12 protein-coding genes are annotated in these 17,625 nt (G+C 64.6%); 5 read left to right on the top strand and 7 right to left on the bottom strand.

What is annotated here, in order from left to right:
* Positions 1-18 precede the first annotated feature (18 nt).
* The 4 genes from prsK to AB4Z32_RS16305 all read right to left on the bottom strand — a co-directional run bounded on the left by prsK (position 19) and on the right by AB4Z32_RS16305 (position 6,013).
* Positions 19-2,124 carry an XrtA/PEP-CTERM system histidine kinase PrsK gene (gene prsK / locus AB4Z32_RS16320; protein WP_442122907.1) on the bottom strand — a complete coding sequence of 702 codons (2,106 nt, stop codon included), beginning with the start codon at positions 2,122-2,124 and terminating at the stop codon, positions 19-21.
* Between the two features lie 54 nt (positions 2,125-2,178).
* Positions 2,179-3,591 carry a TIGR03013 family XrtA/PEP-CTERM system glycosyltransferase gene (locus tag AB4Z32_RS16315; RefSeq protein ID WP_442122906.1) on the bottom strand — a complete coding sequence of 471 codons (1,413 nt, stop codon included), beginning with the start codon at positions 3,589-3,591 and terminating at the stop codon, positions 2,179-2,181.
* A 40-nt stretch (positions 3,592-3,631) separates the two neighbouring features.
* Positions 3,632-4,660: an SDR family oxidoreductase gene (locus AB4Z32_RS16310; RefSeq protein ID WP_442122905.1), complete on the bottom strand. Its 1,029-nt coding sequence runs from the start codon at positions 4,658-4,660 to the stop codon at positions 3,632-3,634.
* A 63-nt stretch (positions 4,661-4,723) separates the two neighbouring features.
* Positions 4,724-6,013: a nucleotide sugar dehydrogenase gene (locus AB4Z32_RS16305; RefSeq protein WP_442122904.1), complete on the bottom strand. Its 1,290-nt coding sequence runs from the start codon at positions 6,011-6,013 to the stop codon at positions 4,724-4,726.
* Positions 6,014-6,521: 508 nt separating this feature from the next.
* Between AB4Z32_RS16305 and AB4Z32_RS16300 the strand changes: the two genes are divergently transcribed.
* From AB4Z32_RS16300 to AB4Z32_RS16285, 4 genes are all read left to right on the top strand, one after another.
* Positions 6,522-7,583, top strand: coding sequence for a GNAT family N-acetyltransferase (locus AB4Z32_RS16300; protein ID WP_442122903.1), 1,062 nt, complete (start codon positions 6,522-6,524; stop codon positions 7,581-7,583).
* A 106-nt stretch (positions 7,584-7,689) separates the two neighbouring features.
* Entirely contained in the window at positions 7,690-8,868 is a 1,179-nt protein-coding gene (locus tag AB4Z32_RS16295) for a glycosyltransferase family 4 protein (RefSeq protein ID WP_442122902.1), read from the top strand.
* A 37-nt stretch (positions 8,869-8,905) separates the two neighbouring features.
* Positions 8,906-9,889, top strand: a complete 984-nt coding sequence (locus AB4Z32_RS16290; protein WP_442122901.1) for a polysaccharide deacetylase family protein — start codon at positions 8,906-8,908, stop codon at positions 9,887-9,889.
* A gap of 86 nt (positions 9,890-9,975) precedes the next feature.
* Positions 9,976-11,298 (top strand): glycosyltransferase, encoded by a 1,323-nt coding sequence (locus AB4Z32_RS16285; RefSeq protein ID WP_442122900.1) that lies wholly within the window; start codon positions 9,976-9,978, stop codon positions 11,296-11,298.
* A 21-nt stretch (positions 11,299-11,319) separates the two neighbouring features.
* On the opposite strand, the gene AB4Z32_RS16280 is transcribed toward AB4Z32_RS16285, so the two are convergent.
* The 3 genes from AB4Z32_RS16280 to AB4Z32_RS16270 all read right to left on the bottom strand — a co-directional run bounded on the left by AB4Z32_RS16280 (position 11,320) and on the right by AB4Z32_RS16270 (position 15,045).
* Positions 11,320-12,240: an AAC(3) family N-acetyltransferase gene (locus AB4Z32_RS16280; protein ID WP_442122899.1), complete on the bottom strand. Its 921-nt coding sequence runs from the start codon at positions 12,238-12,240 to the stop codon at positions 11,320-11,322.
* Positions 12,233-13,417 carry a hypothetical protein gene (locus AB4Z32_RS16275; RefSeq protein WP_442122898.1) on the bottom strand — a complete coding sequence of 395 codons (1,185 nt, stop codon included), beginning with the start codon at positions 13,415-13,417 and terminating at the stop codon, positions 12,233-12,235. The genes AB4Z32_RS16280 and AB4Z32_RS16275 overlap by 8 nt, the downstream gene beginning before the upstream one ends.
* Before the next feature lie 173 nt (positions 13,418-13,590).
* On the bottom strand, positions 13,591-15,045 hold the full coding sequence (locus AB4Z32_RS16270; protein ID WP_442122897.1) for a right-handed parallel beta-helix repeat-containing protein: 1,455 nt from the start codon (positions 15,043-15,045) through the stop codon (positions 13,591-13,593).
* A 420-nt stretch (positions 15,046-15,465) separates the two neighbouring features.
* Here AB4Z32_RS16270 and AB4Z32_RS16265 point away from each other — a divergent pair, with 420 nt between their 5' ends.
* Complete coding sequence (locus tag AB4Z32_RS16265) at positions 15,466-17,604, top strand: hypothetical protein (RefSeq protein WP_442122896.1); 2,139 nt, start codon at positions 15,466-15,468, stop codon at positions 17,602-17,604.
* The last annotated feature ends 21 nt before the right edge of the window (positions 17,605-17,625 follow it).

Below are 17,625 nucleotides of genomic sequence, written 5' to 3'. Positions count from 1 at the left end.
TCCTCTCTCGGGAATCGCTCAGGCGGGCATGGCTGCGGCCGTCTCGCGGTACAGCGGCAGCACGACCTTGAACGTGGTGCCGAGCGTGGGCTGGCTGCTGACTTCCAGCTGCCCTCCCAGCTCGGTGATGTATTCGCGGCTTTCGAACACGCCGATGCCCATGCCGGCCGACTTGGTCGAGTCGAAGGGCTTGAACAGGCGCTCGCGGATGAACTCTTCGCTCATGCCTTCGCCGGTGTCGGTGATCTCGATCTCGACTGCATCGAGCTGCCCGTCCGTATCGCGGCGGCCCAGGCGGATCATCACATGGCCGTCGCGCGGCGTGGCCTCGATCGCGTTCTGGATCAGGTGGCCGACCACGCGCTCGAGGCGTTCGCGGTCCGCCACCACCTGCAGGCCCGGCACCTCGACCACCAGCTGCGGGCGCGGCTCGAAGGCGCTCTTCAGCGCCACCGCCTGGCGCACCACCTGCTCGACCGCCAGCGGCAGCTTCTTGTCGGCGTTCTCGGTGCGGGAAAGCTTCTGCAGCAGCAGCTTCATCTTCTGCACCGAGTGGTTCAGGGTTTCCAGCATGTCGCGCTGGAATTCCGGGTTGTCCTTGTGCTTTTCCGCGTTCGCGTTCATCAGCGACAGCTGGGCCACCAGGTTCTTCAGGTCGTGCACGACGAAGGTCGACATGCGGTTGAAGGATTCGAACTGGCGCGCCACCATCAGCGCGTTGGCGGCGTCTTCCTGGGCCAGGTGGCCGGCGGCCTGGCTGCCGGCGATCTCCAGCAGGTCGGTGATTTCCCAGTTCAGCTTGAGCGGACTGCGGGCGCGCTGCAGCACCACGAAGCCGAACAGCTTCTCGTGCAGGATCAGTGGCACCACCAGCCAGCGGCGCGGATACTCCAGCAGCCAGTCGGGCACCGCCAGGCCTTCGTACTTGTCGGGACGGGCCACGAATTCGTCGAGGTCGACCACCCACTGCGAGCTCTCCAGGAAGCGGCAGAACGGCGAATTGCCCGGCTCCGTCACGCCGCCTTCCGGGCCGTGCCAGCTGGCGCGCGGCTCGTAGCGGCCGGCTTCGTTGCGCTGCCACAGGGTGCCGCCCGGGCTCTCGACCAGCGCCGCCATCGCCTGGATCGCGCGGTCGCCCAGGTTCGGGCCGCGTTCGGACAGGGTGCGCGTGAAGCGCATCCACTCCTCGCGGTAGTCGTAGTTATAGCTGAAGAAGTGCTTGCTGATCGAGACCTTCAGCCAGGAGCGGAAGGTGCCGGAGAACAGGATCACCAGCAGCAGGCTGACCGCGCCGAACAGGAAGCCGGCCTGCATCACCGTGCCCCAGCGGCCGCCGAAGAAGCGCAGGTAATAGCCGGCCGATCCCATCGCCAGCAGGTAGACCGCGGAGCCGAACAGCGCGGCCGAATGGAACATCACGCGGCGCGAGACCACGAAGGAGGTGCTCCAGGATTTGCTGCGCGCCATCGACGCCGCCACCAGCGGCACCGTCAGCGCATTGATCACGCCGCGCGCGTTCCACAGTTCCGGATTCAGTTCGCGGAACAGCATCATGTTGGTGTACAGGTAGAAGTCGTAGGCGAACATGCCGCCGATGCCCAGGCAGGCGAACTTGATCGCCCAGCGTTCCTCGATGGTCTTGTTGCGGTACACCTGTTCGACCAGCAGCATGCCGTACACGGCCAGGCAGGCGAAGGCGGTCACCACCGGCATCGCGCCGAGTGCGCTCAGCAGTTCGAAGCTGAAGTGCCCGGCCAGTAGCGCCCCCAGCAGCAGGACATAGGCGCAGGCGGCCACGAACAGCGAGGGCCGTACATCGAAGGGCAGCCTGATCGGCAGCCATGACGGCGGTTCGCCCCCGCTGCGCCAGTGGCCCAGCAGGGCCACCAGGAACACCGACCAGGCGCCGTCGCGCAGCACCTCGAGCGAGGCGGTGAGCGCGGTCCAGAGCCGGTCATGGGTGGCGTCGAGGGCCAGCACGGCGGCCCACAGCGCGGTCAGCAGGCAGGCGGCGGACAGGGTGCCGCGCTGCGCGCGTCCGCGCCATCCCGACAGCACCGGCAGGCACAGCAGCAGGTAGCCTGCTGCGGCCAGTGCATAACTATAGGCGGCAATATTGGTCACGGTACACCGTCGCAACAGTGGAATGGAAACCGCAGCGCTGACCGCAGAACCGGGTCAGCGTCCGCTGCGGAACAGAACGACCTTCAGGGTATCGATCAGGATCAGGACGTCGAGGAACAGGCTGTTGTTCTTCACGTAGTACAGGTCGTACTGCAGTTTCTGCAGCGCGTCCTCGGCGGAAGAACCGTAGCCGTAGCGCACCTGGGCCCAGCCCGTGATGCCCGGCTTGACGCTGTGGCGCACATTGTAATACGGGACCACCTCGATCAGCTGTTCGACGAAATAGGGACGCTCCGGGCGCGGGCCGACGAACGACATCTCGCCCTTGAACACGTTGAGGATCTGCGGCAGCTCGTCGATGCGGGTCTTGCGCATGAAGTTGCCGATGCGGGTGATGCGCGGATCATTCTGCTGCGCCCACTGCGGCTTGCCGCTTTTTTCGGCGTCGGTGCGCATGCTGCGGAATTTATGCACGAAGAAGGTGTTGCCGTCCTTGCCGACCCGCTCCTGCGAGTAGAACACCGGACCGCGGTCTTCGAGCTTGACGGCCAGCGCGGCCAGCAGCATCAGCGGCAGGGTCAGCACCAGGATGATCACGCTGCACACGATGTCGAAGCTGCGCTTCATGAAGGTGCGCACGAAGCTCTGGTCGAAGCCGCCGCCGAACACCAGCCACGAAGGCTGCAGCGAGTCGACCCGGATCTGGCAGGTCTCGCGTTCGAAGAAGGTGGCGGCGTCGGTGACCTTCAGGCCGGCCAGTTTGCACTCGAGCAGTTCCTTGATCGGAAAGCCGCCACGGCGGTTCTGCACCGACACCACGACCTCCTCGACGTTGTACTGGCGCGCCAACGACACCAGGGTATCGCCTTCGCGTCCGTTCAGCAGGCTGGCCGAGGGCACGCACAATTCCTCGTTGGGCGAGGGGATGAAGCCGGTGATGTTGTAGCGATGGTAGCTGGTGCTCTGCAGGGCCAGGTCGCTGCATTCCTTGGCCAGCGGGCCGCTGCCCAGGAACAGGATGCGGGTCTCGAGGAAGCGCAGCTCCGAGCTCTTGAAGAAGATCATCCGCGCAATGAAGATGCCGGCGGCGGCGATCGCGAACACCAGCGCCAGGATGCCGCGTCCGAAATACAGGTCGGGAGCGACGTAGAACACCAGGGTCAGGATCAGGAAGCCCATCAGGAAGGACGGCATCAGCTTCATGAAGAAGGGATTGCGCAGGCCTTCGTTGAAGTCGAGCTGGTACATGCCCATCGCGCTCATGCTGAAGATGATGGCGGCGGTGAAGGCGATGGCCGAGGTGAAGAAATGATCGAGGTTCTGGATGTTGGGAAGACTGACCGGCTGGCCCAGTTCAATGAAGCGCACCGCCGCACCGACATAGGCCGCGCCGAGGAGCACCAGCACCTCGACGAACAGCAAGACGAAGACGATCTTCGATACGTAGTGATTCGAAATCTTAAGCACGCTACCCTCCGGTATTCTTCTTGATTACATACTGCAGTGCTTATTGAGACAGGTTGCGCACGTACCAGTCCATGGCTTCCTTCAGCCCTTCGCCGATGCGGTGGGTGGGCGCATAGCCCAGCATCGCGCCGGCCTTGCCGATGTCGGCCTGGGAATGGCGCACGTCGCCCGCGCGGAAATCGACATACACCGGCCGGTGCGCGGCCACATGCGGGAAACGCGGCGCCAGCAGCTCGCACATCATCGCGTGCAGCTGGTTCAGCGAGGTACGGTCGTTCAGCGCCACGTTGTACACCTGGTTGGCGGCCTCGCTACCGGACGTTGCCGCCAGCAGGTTGGCCTGCACCACGTTGTCGATGTAGCAGAAGTCGCGGCTGGTCTCGCCGTCGCCGTTGATGCGCAGTTCCTCGTTGCGGATCAGGGCCGCCACCCACTTCGGGATCACGGCGGCATAGGCGCCGTTCGGATCCTGGCGCGGGCCGAACACGTTGAAATAACGCAGGCCGATCGATTCCATGCCGTAGGTGCGGCCGAACACGTCGGCGTACAGCTCGTTGACGTACTTGGTCACGGCATACGGCGACAGCGGCTTGCCGATCCGGTCCTCGATCTTCGGCAGGCCCGGATGGTCGCCGTAGGTCGAGCTGGACGCGGCGTAGACGAAGCGTTTGACTTTCGCGTCGCGCGCCGCCACCAGCATGTTCAGGAAACCGGTGATATTGGTCTCGTTGGTCAGCTGCGGATTCGCGATCGACCGCGGCACCGATCCGAGTGCGGCCTGGTGCAGGACGAAGTCGACGCCCTCGCAGGCACGTGCGCAATCCTCGGGCGAGCGGATATCGGCCTGCAGGAAGCGGAAGTTGGCCCAGGCGGCCTCCCCCACCAGCTCGCGGACCTGGTCGAGGTTGCGCTGGTGGCCGGTGGCGAAGTTGTCGAGAGCGGTGACGCGCTGGTTCAACTTGAGCAGGGCTTCGACCAGGTTCGAGCCGATGAAGCCAGCAGCGCCGGTGACCAGCCAGTGGTAGCTGTGCTGGCGCAACTGCTGTTGGACATCTTGAATCTTGTTCACGTTTGCAGACACTTTAGGGATTGCGCGGCCGCCCGCGCAGGCGGACGGCCGTATTGGGCAGTATTACAGGCGCCAGACGCAGTAGCCGGCTTCACTGATCGCTTTCGGGTCGAACTGCGATTTGACGTCGATGAAGCAGCCGTTGTCGTTCAGCTTGGACTGGAAGTCGAGCAGCGAGCGGGCCAGCACTTCCTTGTGCGGGACGGCCACCACCAGGGCGTCCGCCTTCGGCAGGTCTTCCCAGCGTTCCAGCTTGATGCCGTATTCGTGCCGGGCTTCCTCGGCTTCGGCGACAGGATCGTAGACGTGCACGTCGCAGCCGTAGGATTCGAGTTCGTGGACGATGTCGGCGACCTTCGAGTTGCGCAGGTCCGGGCAGTTCTCCTTGAAGGTCAGGCCGATCACGTTGACCTTCGAACCCTTCACGTGGAAGCCGGACGAGATCATCGACTTGACGGTCTTTTCGGCCACGAATTTCGCCATGCCGTCGTTGATGCGGCGGCCGGCCAGGATCACCTGCGGGTGGTAGCCGACCATCTCGGCCTTGTGGGTCAGGTAATACGGATCGACGCCGATGCAGTGGCCGCCCACCAGGCCCGGACGGAAGGGCAGGAAGTTCCACTTGGTACCGGCGGCTTTCAGGACTTCGAGGGTGTCGATGCCGACCTTGTCGAAGATGATCGCCAGTTCGTTCATCAGGGCGATGTTCAGGTCGCGCTGGGTGTTCTCGATGACCTTGGCGGCTTCGGCCACCTTGATGCTGGAGGCGCGGTACACGCCGGCCGTCACCACCGATTCATACAGCCTGGCGACGCGGTCCAGGGTCTCGTCGTCGTCGCCGGACACGACTTTCAGGATGGTGGTGAGGGTATGTTCCTTGTCGCCCGGGTTGATGCGCTCCGGCGAGAAGCCGACGTGGAAGTCCTGCTGCCACTTCATGCCCGACTCTTTTTCCATGATCGGGATGCAGACTTCCTCGGTGGCGCCGGGGTAGACGGTGGACTCGAACACGACGATCGCGCCGCGCTTCATGTGCTTGCCGACGGTCTTGCTGGCGCCCGCCAGCGGGGTGAAGTCGGGGTTATGGGCGATGTCGACGGGGGTCGGGACGGCGACCACGATGTAGTCGGCCTGGGACAGCAGCGATGGGTCGGTGGTGACTTCCAGATATTGCGCTGCTTTCAGCTGCTCGGTCGAGACCTCTCCGGTGGGATCGACGAACTTCTTGTAGTTTTCAACCTTACTTGCCGACAAGTCGAAACCGATGGTTTTCGCTTTCTTGCCGAATTCGACAGCCAACGGCAAACCAACATAGCCCAAGCCTACTACTGCGACGACTTCATCCGCTTTCATATCACGTCCCGATCAAGTATTGATTTTTGCCATTATATTAACTTTTAATATAGCACGGAAATATATGGCACTCAACAAACGACTTACATTACTCTTAAAAAACAACAGGATGGGGTTGCCGGTTGCCAACTCATCCATAGCCTAAATGCAATTTTAGCATCTTCAAAAAAAAACAAGATTTAATGTCGCGCTATCGTGCGCGTACTGTTGAGCAAGGCGGTTGCGGGTCAGGATATTCATGATGGGTTCCAAATCTTGGAACAGAGTTTGCGCGAGCGTCAATACAAGACACGCAAAAAGCAGGGCTCTGCATCGATACGGAATGCTAAGACAACAGTTTATTTATTGATATCAATATTTCTACAGCGGCTGGCTGGCGACGAGCCAGGCGCGTTCGATTGCGCACGATTGTTGGCGAGCCCGGCTGCGCATCACTTACAATGCGGAGGCATTCATGCATTTTAGTTAACAGACCTTCTGTACCCCGATGCAGATGCGGAGCCTGGCTTTGAACGAACTGGAATTCACTTATATAGATGCAAGCGCGGCCGAGACGACGGTGCTGGACGCCTGGGTGCGCAGCCATCCGGCGGCCAGCGCCTACCAGCTGTCCGCCTGGTGCCGCGCGGTCAGCGAGGCTTACGGCTACCGCAGCCAGGTATTGGCGGCGCGCCGCGGCGGCCGCCTGGCGGGCGTGCTGCCGCTGTGCACGATTGCCCGTCCCTTCGGCAAGCCGCGCTGGGTATCGCAGCCCTTCTGCGACCTCGGCGGTCCGCTGGGCGAGGATGCGCAGGTGACGGCGGCGCTGGCGGCGCATGCGCGGCGCGAACTCGGCGTCCGTCAACTGAACTCGCTCGAGCTGCGCTGCTCCGCCGGCCCCGGCGATGGCAGCGGCCTGGAGGGACGCAAGGTGCGCATGGTGCTGCAGCTGCCGGACAGTGCGGAAGCGCTGATGAAATCCTATCCGCCCAAGCTGCGCAGCCAGATCCGCAAGGCGGAAAAGAACGGCCTGGGCGCCGAAATGTCGACCTCGGCCGCGGCCGTGCAGGCTTTTTACGACGTGTATGCGCAGAACATGCGCCGGCTCGGCAGCCCGGCCCACAGCCTGGACTGGTTCAAGGCCATCCATCGGCACTACGGCGCCGACGGCATGTTCGTCATGCTGGTGCGCCATGAAGGCAAGGTGGTCGGCGCCGGCTGGGTCCTGCTGTGCGCAGGCAAGGCGGTGATTCCCTGGGCCTCGACCCTGGCCGACTACAACCGCCTGGCGCCCAATATGCTGCTGTACTGGGCGATCCAGTCCCACCTGTGCACGCTGGGTATCCGCGAATTCGACTTCGGCCGCTCGACCTTCGGCGAAGGCACCTATAAATTCAAGGAGCAGTGGGGCGCGCTGCCGCATCCGCTCGCCTGGCAGGAGTGGAAGGCCGGCGCCGAGTTGCCAGTCGCCGAATCGGGCCTGTCCCGCGCCGGCAGCCTGCGGCCGCTGATCGAAAAAGCCTGGAGCAAGCTGCCGCTGAGCGTGGCCAACCAGCTGGGACCGCGGCTGCGCCGTTACATCACATTGTAGTCAGGCCGCATTTAATGTTTCGTGCGACCTTGCTTAATGCTAATTTCAATTTTATTATCGTAAGACATTTCGTCCGCACCGGCGGCACCGTTCCCCGTACCGCTCCATGAAGCTACTGACCTTCAGCACCCTGTTCCCGAACCAGCAGCAGCCCAACCACGGCATCTTCGTGGAGACCCGGCTGCGCAACCTGGTGGCCAGCGGCCAGGTCGCGTCGCGGGTGGTGGCGCCGGTGCCCTGGTTCCCCTCGCGTCATCCGCGTTTCGGCCAGTACGCCAGGTATCCGGCGGTGCCCGCGCGCGAGGAGCGCCACGGCCTGGACATCCGCCACCCGCGCTACGTCACCCTGCCGAAGGTGGGCATGAATGTCGCACCGATGCTGCTGATGCAGGGCGCGAAGGGCGAGATCGGCCGCATCATCGACGAGGGCTACGACTTCGACGCCATTGACGCCCATTATTTTTATCCGGACGGCGTGGCCGCCGCCATGCTGGGCCGCTACTTCAACAAGCCGGTGGTGATCACGGCGCGCGGCTCGGACGTCAACCTGTTTCCGCAGTTTCCGCTGCCGCGGCGCATGATCCAGTGGGCCGCCAGCCAGGCCAGGGGCATCATCACCGTCAGCCAGGCGCTGAAGGACAGCCTGGTGCAGCTGGGCGTGCGTCCGGCCGCGATCACGCCGCTGCGCAACGGCGTCAACCTGGACACCTTCCGCCCGCTCGACCGCGAGGCGATCCGCGCCACGCTCGGCCTGACGCAGTACACCCTGATCTCGGTCGGCCACCTGATCGAGCTGAAGGGGCACCACCTGATCATCGGAGCGCTGCCGGGCTTGCCCGACGTGGTTCTGTTGATTGCCGGACACGGCCCGGACCGCGGCAAGCTGGAAGCGCTGGCGCAAAGGCTTGGCGTGGCCGACCGCGTGCGCTTCCTGGGCGCGGTGCCGCAGCCCGAACTGAAACAGTATTTCAATGCGGCCGACCTGATGGTGCTGGCGTCCAGCCGTGAAGGCTGGGCCAATGTGCTGCTCGAGTCGATGGCCTGCGGCACGCCGGTGGTGGCGAGCGCCGTCGGCGGATCGCCGGAAGTGGTGGCGGCGCCGGCCGCCGGCATGCTGATGCCGCACTACAGCAGCGAGGGCGTGCTGGAAGCGGTGCAGCAGCTGCGCGCACGCAATCCGGACCGGGCGGCCACCCGCCGCTATGCCGAGGGATTCAGCTGGGACTTCACCACCCGCGGCCAGATCGACCTCTTCCAGAAAATCATTGTAGATTACGCCGCGTGAGACTTTCTTTAGCGATCTTCCGGCCAGGGAGCCGGGCATGAGCACCTACCAGCGTTCCGCTGCGCCGATCCCGGTGCTGATGCGCGCCATCGGCGACAGTTACGCCCTGTGGCCAGCACGCAAGGCGCGCCTGTGCATCGTGAACTACCACCGGATCCTGGAAGTCTCCGACCCGCTGCTCGAGAACGAGCCCGACGTCCGGACCTTCCGCAAGCACATGAAGATGCTGGCGGACTGCTTCAAGGTGCTGCCGCTGGACGAGGCGCTAACCGCGCTGCAGCAGGGCCGCCTGCCGGCGCGCGCGGTCTGCATCACCTTCGACGACGGCTACCGCTCGGTGCACGACCTGGCGCTGCCGGTGCTGCGCGAGTTCAACCTGCCGGCCACCGTGTTCGTCAGCAGCGGCTACGTGGACAGCGACGAGAACATGTGGAACGACCGCATCGTCGACGCCGTCCGCGCCGCTGTCGGCCAGGAGCTGGACCTGCGCGCCATCGGCGCCGGCCGGCATCCGCTCGACAGCATGGAGGCGCGCTGCAGCGCGGTGCGCCAGCTGACCACGCGCGCCAAGTACCTGCCGCCCGCCGAGCGCATGGCGCTGGTCGAGGAACTGGAAGCGCTCGCCCGTCCCGCCGGCCGTCCGCTGATGCTGAGCGCGGAGATGGTGCGCACGCTGCAGGCATCGAACGTCGAGATCGGCGCGCACACGGTGTCGCACCCGATCCTGACCAGCCTGCCGGACGCCGACGCGATGGCCGAGATCGCCGGCAGCAAGGCGGCGCTGGAAGCCATCCTGGGCCGGCCGGTGCGCCATTTCGCCTACCCGAACGGCAAGCCCAGCCTCGACTTCGACGAACGGCACGTCGCGATGGTGCGCGATGCCGGTTTCGCGGCCGCGTTCTCGACGGCGCCGGGTCCGGCCACGGAAGCGGATAATGTGTTCACTCTGCCGCGTTCACGGCCGTGGGACACGAGTACCTTTTTTTATATGTTGCGCCTGCTGCGCTGGCTGGCCAGCTAGGTTTCATTTGTCTTCACCGCCGTACAAGAAAGCCGCAGATGCAAAACAGGAGCAATTCCACTTTGACGGAAATCCACGAGCCGTCCGTGCAGACCGATGTGCCGCAGAGCGCGGCCTTCGATGAAGCACCGGCGGCGCCGCTTGCCGCCCGGCCGGGCGTGCTGCTGGTGGCCTTCCACTTCCCGCCGCAACGCGGCAGCAGCGGCATCCAGCGCACGCTGAAGTTCGCCCAGCACCTGCCCCAGCTGGGATGGAAGCCGCTGGTGCTGTCCGCTCACCCGCGCGCGTACGTGGCCTCGAGCGACGACCAGATGAACGACGTGCCGGGCGACCTGGTCGTGCGGCGCGCCTTCGCGCTCGATTCCGGACGTCACCTGGCGATCCGCGGCCGCTACCTGCGCGGCATGGCGCTGCCGGACCGCTGGATCACCTGGTTGTTCGGCGCCGTGCCGGCCGGCCTCAAACTGATCCGCGAACACCGCCCGCGCCTGATCTGGTCGACCTATCCGATCCCGACCGCGCACCTGATCGGCTACACGCTCAAGCGCTTCACCGGCCTGCCGTGGATCGCCGACATGCGCGATCCGATGACCGAGGAGCACACGCCCCCCAACCGCCTGGTGTGGCGCGCCTACCGCTGGGTGGAAAAGCTCACGGTGCACAACTGCACGCGCATGGTGTTCACCACGCCGGGAGCGCTGGCGATGTACCGCGCGCGCTATCCGGAGGTGCCGCCTTCGCGCTTCGGCCTGATCGAGAACGGCTACGACGAAGACGACTTCGTGCGCGCCACCGCCAGCTACGTACCGAAGCCGAAGGGCGACGGTCCGCTGGTGCTGCTCCACAGCGGCATCATCTATCCGACCGAACGCGATCCGAGCGCGATGCTGGCGGCACTGGGCGAACTGCGCCGCGAGGGCCTGATCGGCCCCGACACCCTGCGCGTGGTGCTGCGTGCCTCGATCCATGAGGACCTGCTGGGCGACCTGATCGACCAGCACGGCCTGCACGGCCTGGTGGTGCTGGAACCGCCGATTCCGTATCGCGCGGCGCTGGCCGAGATGCTGGACGCCGACGGCCTGCTGGTGATGCAGGCGGCGCACTGCAATTCGCAGATCCCGGCCAAGCTGTACGAATATATGCGCGCGCGCCGCCCGATCCTGGCGCTGACCGATCCGGCCGGCGACACCGCCGCCACCATGCGCGGCGCCGGGCTGGACACCATCGTGCGGCTGGACGACAAGGACGACATCAAGGCTGGCGTGATGCGCTTCGTCGGCCTGGTGCGCAGCGGCGAGGCGCCGCTGCCGCCGGAAAACGCCAGCGAATTCTATTCGCGCCGTTCGCGCAGCAGCCAGTTCGCGACCTTGCTGGATGAAGTGGTGAAGGAACACGCGCGCCAGGACTGACGCGCGCGGTTTTGTTCAGCGTTACCGAGGCCGGGCGGCCAGCTGTTCGGCAGTTGAATAAATGGTGATGCCCTGCCCCGCCATCTTTTCCAGATGGTCGAAGAAGGCGCGGGCCGGGATGAACCAGGAATCGCCCTCGCCCACCTTGCCGTTCACGCGCAGGCCGGCGCGCTCGAACTCCTCGCGGAAATACGCGCGCAGGTCTTCGCGCGCGGCGTAGTCGATGCGGCGCGCCGCCACCGCCGGCGCGAACGGACGCACCGGCACGTCCCAGTGCTTGCCCTCCTTGTCCAGGCACGGCAACTGGTAGGTGCGCTCCTCCCAGATCGGTTCCGGGAAGCGTTCGCCCATGGCGTCTTCCACCACGTGGTAGAAGGTCACCGGCCCCATCGAAATGCCCAGCCCCAGCACCTTGGCGCCGTCGAGGCCGACGAAGCGCTGCCACGGCGAGCCTTCGCCGAAGATCGAGGGCGCGCGGTGATGGGCTTCGGTCAGGTACTGCGCGTGCCTGCCCCAGGCCGACACCGAATGAGTCGGGTGCACGCTGCGGTGGGTGGCCGCCTCGCGCAGGAAGGTTTCCGGCAGCCGGCCCATATTGGTGCCGTGGCTGCGCGGATCGAACACATAGCCTTCCATCTCGCAGGTCGCCTTGACGGTGCCGGCCGGCAGATAATAGGTCGGCACCAGCAGCGTGCCTTCCGCGCCGACCGCGTCCTGCAGCGCCTTGACCACGCTCGAGGCGCCGCCTTCCACATAGCCGAGGCTTTTCAGGGACGAATGCAGGAACACGGTGTCGCCCGGCCGGATGCCGAGGCGCGCCAGGTCGCGGGCCAGGTCGGCGCGCGTCACGTGGCTGCCGGATTGGCGGAGCTGGCGCTCGCTGCGGCGGCGGCGCAGCGCTTCCAGGGCCGCCTTGACGGTGCGCTTGAGGGGTTTAAGCATTGCCGGCGAGCTCGATTTCCAGCAGGTTGGCGTCGATGCAGAACTTGGCGGCCCAGTTCAGGTATTCCCACTGGCCATAGTCGCCGTTCACCGGGAAGGAACCCTTGATGCCGCCGACCATGCCTTCATGGCCTTCGAAGCGCACGGTGCGGCGCACGAAGGCGGTCAGCTTGCGGCCGGCCTCCAGGTAGCGGCGCTCGCCGGTCAGGCGGTGCAGCAGGAACAGGCAGTGCGCGATCTGCACCGAGCCGGTCAGGCAGACGTAGTTCACGGCGCCGCGGAAGTTGCGGTCCAGGCGGCCGGCCAGGTAGCCGTCGGCGCCGATCGCTTCGACCAGGCTCTTGCCGGTACGCTCGGCCGCCTGCAGCAGGTCGGCGCGGCCGGACAGCAGGTGGCCTTCCAGCACGCCGCGCAGCACGTAGCCGATGGTGTGGGTCAGCGGGTTGTCGGCGTCGGTCAGGCAGTTGGAGGCGAACCAGCCGTTCGGCTGCTGCTTGCCGATCGCCCAGTCGACCTGGCGCAGGCCGGCCTCGCCGTAGCCATTGCCTGGCGCCACGCGCTCGGCTTCGAACAGGCCCCACGACACATGGGTCTCGTAGGCCTTCTCGCCCGGCTTGGCGAACGGGGTCGGGAACTTGCGCCAGCAGCCGTCTTCGTCGAGGCTGTCGCGCAGCCAGGCGGCGGCGCGGCGCATCGAGTCCAGGTAGCGCTCGTCCTTGTATTCGGCGGCGCCGGCGGCCAGGCCGATCAGGATCTGGCCGGTATTGAAGGTCACCGGCACGCGCGGGGTGGCGTCGATCTTGCCGCCCATGAAGCCGCCTTCCGGGAACTGAATGTCCACGCACCAGTCCAGCATCCGGCGCGCGCGCGCGTGCAGGCCGGCGTCGCCGTTGCGGTTCGCCATCGTGATCATGGTCGGAATGATGTAGCCGGTGGTCTCCGGATAGGAGGTGGCCCAGCCCTTCTGCAGGCTGAAGTCGCGCGCCACGCCGCCGTCCTTCGAGGCCGAGTTGTCCTGCGCCGTGCACAGCCATTCGGTGCAGGCGGCGATGACGGCTTCGGGGCCGGGATCGCGGGCCGGCAGGCCGCGCTTGTCGACCTCCAGCTCGGCCTTGGCCATGTCGGACAGCGGCGGCTGGGAAAGCTGGTGCTTGATTTTTCGTAGCAGTTGGAACACGGGCAGCCCTGAGTAAAAAAATTATTAAATTGTAAATAATGATGGCATTGATACCACTCAATGTCAATTTCGCGATATGCCCATCAGGCGAGCGCCGCAGGCATGGCTATTATTGTTTAAGAATTATTTTACTCCAGGCAGCTTTGTTGCCATTTTCGATATGTGCGAGGTATTTACGGCCGGCTCAGGCAGGCGCCGAAGTCCTCGAAGGCGCCATAGCGCGCTTGTGCGGGACGGGGTCCGCCGCACAGGTCGGGCCCGATATCGCCGGCGTTCGAACGGCGTGCAGCCGGTTCGCGCCATTGGAAATCGAGGGCGAGCGGGTCGCGGAACAGCGCGCGGTAGGGATGGCTGCCGAGGTAGAGGCGCGCCGCCGAGGTATACAGATTGTCGTCGAGACGCACGATGCCGTCGTCGCGACTGCGGATCATGCCGTCCACCAGATTGCCTGCGAGGTCGGCGCTGCTCTCGGGGAAACGCACGGTGATGCCACCGGTATCGACCAGCGTATTGTGCTGCAGCCGGCTGCGCGCGGCCGCATTCAGATAGATGCCGTCGTCGGAGCACGAGGCGACCAGGTTGGCGCGCAGCGTACTGCCGGTCTGCTCGGTGATGCACTTGCCGTCCCTGCAGTATTCCTTTCCCGTGCCGCCGCCGCCCAGCGACAGGCCGATCCGCTGGCCGGGGGCGCCGCGCAGCCTGTCTTCGCAAATCACGATGTTCTGCTCGAACAGGTTGTTGGCGCCGCCGCCCTTGGCGAATGCGCCGTAGCTGATGCGGTCGCCGTCGCCCTTGATGAAGTCGCTGATCAGGTTGCGGCGGACGACCCAGTCGCTGGCCGTCACCAGGTCGATCGGCGTGACCGGCCTGGTGGTGAGGCGCACGCTGTCGTTGCGCAGCGTATTCGATTCGATCAGGCCGTGGTCCGGGTAGCGGCCCTTTTCCGCATTGATCTTGAAGTGGGCATCGAAGTCGACGATGAGGTTGTTGACGGCCGCGAAGTGGTGGGCATCACCGACGACGTGGAAAGCATGCTCACAATAATAGGCTTTGGGGCAGCTGCCTCGCAGCGAAAGGTTTTCGAAGCGCCAGTACGGCGCCGATATCCGAAAACCTTCGCCGGCGCCGATCTCCAACTGGACGCTGCCGGGCTCGACAGCACGCACCACGATGGGCGCATCGGCGCGGCCGGGATGGAAGGCCTCGATCGTCCGGCTGGCCTGATAGCGGCCGGGCAGCAGGGTGATCACCTGCCCCGGCGCTGCCGCGGCGACGGCGCGCAGCAGGCCGGTGCTGTCCGATACCAGTACTTCGTCGGCGCCCGGCGCGGGTTTGCCGGAACCGGTTGTCGTGCCGCCGCGCTGCATGCCAACCGTGCCGGACCAGGCAGCGCCTCCCGGCAGCTGTTCGCCACGGTCGGCCCGCACCAGCCATTCCCGGGCCGTGCGGCCGACGCCTTCGATGACGGCATTATGGCCGGCACTGCGGCGCTCGAGATAAGGTCCCAGCGAACGCGGCGTGATGCCCATGCTGGACAGCGTATACAGTCCCGTGCTGGCGGCGGCCGCCGCCAGCAGCAATGCCGATCCCGCTGCCCACGCCCAGCGGCGGCTCCGGTGTTGCGCCACACGCTTTTTTCTGGCTTTTTGCATCGACATTTCACCCAAGAACGTTGAAAATTGCCTTAGAGATACTACTACACGGTTTTGCGTGTCAACAATCTAGTGATTTGCGTCATTCTCACCACATTTCTTAAAATAAAAATATTGATTCGGCGCCTATACCTGAATATTTATTGACAACAAAATCGTTAGACAATACAGTTAAGTGTTGTATCGAGGAATTATTTTGGAACTTTTTGATTGTGCGTTTGATATTTTTCCCACAGTAAATTAATTTCCTACGGTAATCTGAACTTATTCCGAGCAGCACTATTTCTGTGCGGCGACTTTTTTTGGATAAGTTCAGATATGCGTAACTCTTACACTTCTCGTCCTCTTCTTCTGGTTATTTGCGCTGCCTTGTCCGCATGCGGCGCTGGCAGCAGCGTGGATAGCGCGTCGAACGCTTCCGCTTCGGCCTCCACCGCCAACCCGGCCACGACCGCCGGCTCGCTGGTTACCAACGTACTCAACGGTCCGATCACGACCACCGTCACGCCGCCCACGACCTCGACCGGCAGCGGCAGCGGCACCGGCTCGACCACCACCGGCGGCATCACCACCGTCCAGCTGACCAGCGTGGCGACCGCTTCGCAGACCAACGCTGCGGCCACCTTCGGCCAGGTATTTGCTCAAGGCGACGTGCCGAGCGGCCAGACTGTGGTCGCCAAAACCGCCAGCGGCGCCACGGTTCCCCTGCAGATGGACGTCAAGGCACGTCACGCAGACGGCTCGGTGCGCCATGCCGTCCTGACCGTACAACTGCCGAGCACGGCGGCGAAGCAGTCCGACACCGTGACCCTGTACCGCGCCACCGCCGCCGCCGCCGCCGCCCCGGCAAGCCCCGCAACCCTGCTGAACAACGGCTTTACCGCCAGCGTGAACCTGACCATCGCCGGCGTGAAATACACGGCATCGGCCGATACCCTGCTGAAGTCCGGCAAGGTCACGAGCTGGCTGGCCGGCCCGCTGGTCAATGAATGGATCGTGTCCACGCCGCTGAAGGATTCGGCCGGCAACGAACATCCGCACCTGATGGCCCAGTTCGCCATCCGCTCCTACACCGGCAGCAAGGCCGCACGTGTCGACGTTACCGTCGAGAACGACTGGGCCTACGATGCGTCGCCGCAAAACCTGACCTATGATGCCCAGGTCCTGGTCGGCGGCCAGGCCGTCTACACCCAGGCCGCGCTGACCCATTACCACCACGCGCGGTGGCGCAAGGTGTTCTGGTGGGGCACCGAGCCGAAGCTGGACGTACGCCACAACCTTGCTTACCTGCTCGCCACCAAGGCGGTGCCGAACTATGACCAGTCGCTGGTGATCAAGGAAGCAACGATCGCTTCGTGGAACAGCCAGTGGACCAACAGCAAGACCGGTCCGATGAACCCGGGCGTGGGCCAGCCCTACATGCCGACCACCGGCGCCCGCAGCGATATCGGCCTGATGCCGGCCTGGAACGCGCTGTACCTGCTGAGCATGGACCAGCGCATGAAGAACATCTCGCTCGGCATGTCGGATCAGGCAGGCGCCTGGCCGTCGCACTACCGCAACAAGACCACCGGCCGTCCGGTGACCCTGGCGGAGTATCCGTATTCGACGACCTTCAACGCGAAGTACGACTCGCTCAACCCGGCAACCGGCCAGCGTGAAATCTTCCCGGTCTGCACTACCTCGTGCACGAGCCCGATGGTCGCCGACACCTCGCACCAGGCAGCGTTCTCCTATCTGCCGTATCTGGTGACCGGTGACTACTATCACCTGGAAGAGCTGCAGTTCTGGGCCAACTTCAGCAGCTTCGCCAGCAACCCCGCCTATCGCTCGTACGGCAAGGGCCTGGTGGGTTCGGACCAGGTGCGTGGCCAGGCATGGTCGCTGCGTACCCTGGCGGAAGCCGCCTACATCACGCCGGACAACGATCCGCAGAAGGCGAACTTCACGGCCATCGTCAACAGCAACATCGACTATTTCGACGCGAAATACACCAACAACGCCTTGGCCAACAAGCTGGGCGTGATCGAAAACGGTTATGCGATCGTGTACGACACCAACACCGGTCTGGGACCGTGGCAGGATGACTTCTTCACCTCGGCCATCGGCCACATGGTGGAACTGGGCTTCACCCGCGCCCAGCCGCTGCTGACCTGGAAGTCGAAGTTCGTGGTGGACCGCATGGTTGGCGACGGCTACTGCTGGATCCAGTCGTCGGCCTACACCCTGAAGGTACGCGACAGCGCCACGTCGCCGCTCTACACCTCGATCGGCCAGGTCTATAAGAACACCTTCCCGTCGACGTTCACGAGCCTAGCTTGCGCCAGCCCGGAAATGGCCGCCAACCTGAAGCTGCGTACCGGCGAAATGGTGAGCTACCTGACCGCCCAGAGCCCGCAGTCGATCATGCGTCCGGCACTGGCCTATGCCGCCGGCGCGAACGCGAACGGCAAGAAGGCATGGGACCTGTACGCCAAGCGTCCTTACCAGCCGGACTATGCCGCTGAGCCGGAATACGCGATCGTTCCGCGCTAATCCGACCCGGTAACCGGTTCT

It is taken from the genome of Massilia sp. 2TAF26 (assembly GCF_052115005.1).
Lineage (GTDB): Bacteria > Pseudomonadota > Gammaproteobacteria > Burkholderiales > Burkholderiaceae_D > Telluria.
Note: the sequence above shows the minus strand (reverse complement) of the source record. Positions and strands in the feature narration are given on the sequence as shown.

Bases quoted from the DNA above. Each gene is read 5' to 3' on its own strand.
- AB4Z32_RS16290 (WP_442122901.1), top strand. From the start codon at position 8,906: ATGAGCACCTACCAGCGTTCCGCTGCGCCGATCCCGGTGCTGATGCGC.
- AB4Z32_RS16305 (WP_442122904.1), bottom strand. From the start codon at position 6,013: ATGAAAGCGGATGAAGTCGTCGCAGTAGTAGGCTTGGGCTATGTTGGT.
- AB4Z32_RS16280 (WP_442122899.1), bottom strand. From the start codon at position 12,240: ATGCTTAAACCCCTCAAGCGCACCGTCAAGGCGGCCCTGGAAGCGCTG.
- AB4Z32_RS16295 (WP_442122902.1), top strand. From the start codon at position 7,690: ATGAAGCTACTGACCTTCAGCACCCTGTTCCCGAACCAGCAGCAGCCC.